The 4,100-nt window shown below is 42.5% G+C and carries 3 protein-coding genes; 1 reads left to right on the top strand and 2 read right to left on the bottom strand.

What is annotated here, in order from left to right; translation table 11 throughout:
- Window positions 1–101 precede the first annotated feature (101 nt).
- Both H6S82_RS34125 and H6S82_RS21390 read right to left on the bottom strand, forming a co-directional pair.
- Window positions 102–227 carry a hypothetical protein gene (locus tag H6S82_RS34125; protein WP_255512199.1) on the bottom strand — a complete coding sequence of 42 codons (126 nt, stop codon included), beginning with the start codon at window positions 225–227 and terminating at the stop codon, window positions 102–104.
- Window positions 228–313: 86 nt separating this feature from the next.
- Entirely contained in the window at window positions 314–1,279 is a 966-nt protein-coding gene (locus H6S82_RS21390; RefSeq protein WP_190463892.1) for a glutathione S-transferase family protein, read from the bottom strand.
- Window positions 1,280–1,975: 696 nt separating this feature from the next.
- Here H6S82_RS21390 and H6S82_RS21385 point away from each other — a divergent pair.
- A partial coding sequence (locus H6S82_RS21385; protein ID WP_191056671.1) for a PAS domain S-box protein occupies window positions 1,976–4,100 on the top strand: 2,125 nt, incomplete at its 3' end.

Here is a 4,100-nt window from a genome sequence, read left to right as displayed (position 1 = left end):
CTAGCAGAGGAAGTTGCATAGGATGTCATATTTCCAGCCCCAGCAAGTTAGCAGCAGACAAAAAACGTCTTTTTTGGAGTATACATTGACAATTGTACGGCTTAACACAGGGGTCTGTGCTGAATCGGGATAAAATGCAGGTGCGAAGCTTCCCCTGTAGGTCGATCGTTCCTCTGGCTAAATTCCAGCTGCCCGTAACTCTCCAAAAATTCTTGTGGGGTAGGCATCCTGCCTGCCTTTTTTATTCTTTTGGAGGAGATCTCTAATGAATCTGCGTGTATGAGAGACCGCAGAGTGTCAATGAATCCGTAAATTAAGAGACTATTTTGCGATCGGGTGGTGATTCCAGATCCATTATCGGCCCTTTGGGAACGATGCGAGTCGGATTGATTTTGTTATGGCTGACATAGTAATGCCGCTTGATGTGGTCGAGGTTGCAGGTTTCTTTAACTCCGGGAATTTGATAAAGTTCTTTGAGGTAATTCCAAAGATTTGGATAATCCCAAATATGATGCAGATTGCATTTGAAGTGACCGTAATAAACTGGGTCAAAACGCAGGAGGGTTGTGAACATACACCAGTCTGCTTCGGTGATGCGATCGCCACACAAATAGAGCTGTTTGCCTAACACTTCATCCCAATGTTGCAAAGCGTTAAATAAATCTGTCACCCCTTCCTCATAAGCTGTCTGAGTCGTAGCGAATCCGGCTCGATAAACGCCGTTATTGATCGGTTGATAAATGAGTTCGATCGTTTTGTCAACCTTTTCCAGTAAATCATCAGGCAAAAAGTGCCAATCTGACTTCGCGAAATCCTGAAATTCGGTATCCAACATCCGGATAATTTCGCGAGATTCGTTATTTACTATTGTGCTGGTTTCCTTATCCCAAAGCACCGGAACAGTTACCCGTCCTTCATATTTTGCATCTGCCTTGAGATAGATTTCCCAAAGATAATTCGCACCATTAATCGAGTCGGGAATGCAACCCGGTTCGTCGGAGAATTCCCAGCCGTTTTGGTCGATTACCGGATGGACAACTGAAAGGCCGATCGCATCCGACAAACCCTTCAATTTTCGCATGATTGCGGTGCGGTGCGCCCAAGGACAAGCCCAAGAAATATAAAGATGATAGCGCCCTGTTTCCGCTTTAAAACCGCTAGAACCATCAGCCGTAATTTTGTTGCGAAAACTGGTAACTGGACGAATAAATCTGCCTTGGGAATCTTCTTGTTCCCGTTCCGATACCCACCTGCCGTCAGCAAGAAGACCTAAACCCATAATAACTCCTTTCAGTTGCTATGGATAATTATAGCTGGTAGCGATAAGCTGTTCGGTATTTAAACTACTTATTATCCGTGTACGGTGCGTCAGACAGAACGCTTAAAATTTTTGGAAAACTTGAATATTTCACGCCCTCTACAATAGGCTATCAATTTTACGATCGGTATTGTTTATTTTAGACACAATTTATAGTAGCCACCAAAAAATTAATAATTACTCGCACACGATCCAAATTTCAGATATTTTAACAAGCCAATACAGCGAGGTTATTGCAAATTAAAGTCAAGAGCCTAGATTTTTAGTTAAGCAACCCGGTTTCTCAGGTCTTGTTGATAATGCTGCAAGATGTGAAAAATATGAAATTTTACTTCCCTATCTTCCCCATCCGACTCTTTCTTTAAGTAAATTTTATATATGGGCAGCTTCGTCCCTTGCCTGGGAAGTACGCAAGGACAAGCTTGAGGAGGGTTATCATAGTTTTATTGCCAAAGCACCTCCCTAAAGGAGTATAATATTTGATTGAACATTAAGTTATTTTGACTTTATTTACCTGCACGTACTTAGGTATTTGCAGGTAAGGCCCAACTATCGCAGTTTCCTTCATTTGCCGTCGATGATGCGGAGAGGTTTACAAGGGGAAGCTCGGATAATTTTATCTAAATAGATTTTTCAACTCCAAAACAGTACCTCATAGTGACTAGCTGGTTACGCAAGCTCTCTTTAAGAACTGTCCTGATTGTGCCCTTCGTTTTGCAAACTGTAACGGCGGTGGGATTAGTGGGTTATCTTTCTTATAAAAATGGCCAACAGGCAGTGGAAGACTTGGCAAAGCAACTGATGGAGGAGGTGGGAGAACGAATTAGCGATCGCCTCGACAGTAATTTGGAGACGCCCCAACAAGTTGTAACAACCAACCATCTAGCATGGCAACAGGGAACGCTGGATATTGGAAACTTGGAGGAAGTGCGGCAACAGCTTTGGCAGCATATAAAACTAAATCAGTCTGTGACAGGGATCTTCTTTCTCAATCGAAAGGGAGAAACTGTTGGATACGGACGCATTCTCACTCAGGATATGCGCGAAGTTGTTCGCAAGGTATCTGGAAAAGATTTACCGATCGGTACGATCTTTTACAGTGAAGCAAAAAATCCCACTCCTACACAACGCAAATTCTATATAGTTGATTCTAAAGGGAAGCCGCAAAAACTTGTCTATGGGGTAAAAATGGATTTGCGTACCCTTCCCTGGTACGTGCAAGCAAAAAGCAACCGAAAACAAACTTGGACACCACTGGTAGTTTACCAAGCTGCACCTGCGGTAGGAATGTTTGCAGTGACGCCAGTTTACGATCGCGCCGGTCAATTGCAAGCAGTTTTTGCGGCTAATGTAGATCTTGCCGCTCTCAGTACATTTCTGCAAAAGCTGCACTTTTCGCGATCGGGCCAAGCTTTTATTATCGATAGTTCTGGTAATTTAGCAGCTACCTCCACATTAGAAAAGCGCGATCTCCAGCAAGGAAACAATCGGCCTACCCCATTATCGATCTTCAATAGTCGAGATGTCAGAAACAGGGAAATTGCCGAACACTTAAAGAAGCGTTTCGGAAATTTTCGCCACATCCAAAATGACGAACAATTGATAGTCAATAGCCAAGGCGAAAAATTATTTATTAGAGTTGTTCCCTATCGAGATAAATATGGTTTGAATTTGTCACTCGTCGTTGCCATCCCAGAATCGGATTTAATGACCCGGATTAATAAAAATACTCACCATACAATTTTACTTTGTCTTGTTACTTTATTAGTTAGCATCGGGATGGGAGCGCTCGCATCCCATTCAATAACGAAACCGATTTTGCACTTAAATACTGCGGCTAAAAACTTAAGTAAAGGTGAATTAGAGGGCAATATTCCGGTAATTGGTGCTAAAGAAGTCAGTGAATTAACGGAATCTTTTAACCAGATGGCGCAGGTTTTATTAGAGTACAATCGCAGTTTAGAAACGCAAGTACGAGAAAGAACCGAGGCATGGAAACGCAGCGAAGCACAAATGAACGCTTTCTTTGCATCTGCGCCAGTGGGAATGGGAATACTCAATAAAAAACTGCGTTTTGTTAAACTCAATCAAGTTTTATCAGGAATTGCCGGGTTGACGGTAGAAGAAAAAATCGGTAAAACCATTAGGGAAGTTGTTCCCCAAAAATTAGCGGATACAATTGAACCTTTATATCAACAAGTTCTAGCCACGGGAAAACCGATTATCAATCTAGAAATAAGGGGTGAAGTTCCCAGAAAGCAGGGAATTCAGGGTTACTGGATGGTTTCGTACTTTCCAATTTTTGATGTGAATAATTCTCCTGATGGAGTGGGAGTAGTCGTTGTAGATATCACCGAGCGCAAACATCTAGAAATTGCCCTCCAAGAAAAAACAGATGAACTAGAGCGGTTCTTTTCCGCTCCATTAGACTTGCTCTGCATTGCCGACACAGATGGTTATTTTCGCCGCCTAAATGTGGAATGGGAAAATATATTAGGCTACACCTTAGCCGATCTAGAAGGGCGTAGATTTTTAGATTTCGTTCATCCTGACGATCTCGAAAGTACGTTAGGCGCAATTGCCGAATTATCACAAAAGCAAGTAGTCTTGAATTTTACCAACCGCTATCGGCATCGCGATGGCTCGTACCATTGGATAGAATGGCGATCGTTGCCGATCGGCAAACTAATTTATGCCGCCGCCAGAGATATTACCGATCGCAAACTAGCTGAAATTGCCTTACGAGAATCAGAACACAAATTTTCTACTATTTTCCACAGCA

Origin of the sequence: Planktothrix sp. FACHB-1355, assembly GCF_014748295.1 — a bacterium.
GTDB lineage: Bacteria > Cyanobacteriota > Cyanobacteriia > Cyanobacteriales > Aerosakkonemataceae > Aerosakkonema > Aerosakkonema funiforme_A.
Note: the sequence above shows the minus strand (reverse complement) of the source record. Positions and strands in the feature narration are given on the sequence as shown.

Excerpts from the sequence above, each read along its gene's own strand:
- H6S82_RS34125 (WP_255512199.1), bottom strand. The coding sequence starts at position 227 with ATGCCTACCCCACAAGAATTTTTGGAGAGTTACGGGCAGCTGGAATTT.
- H6S82_RS21390 (WP_190463892.1), bottom strand. The coding sequence starts at position 1,279 with ATGGGTTTAGGTCTTCTTGCTGACGGCAGGTGGGTATCGGAACGGGAA.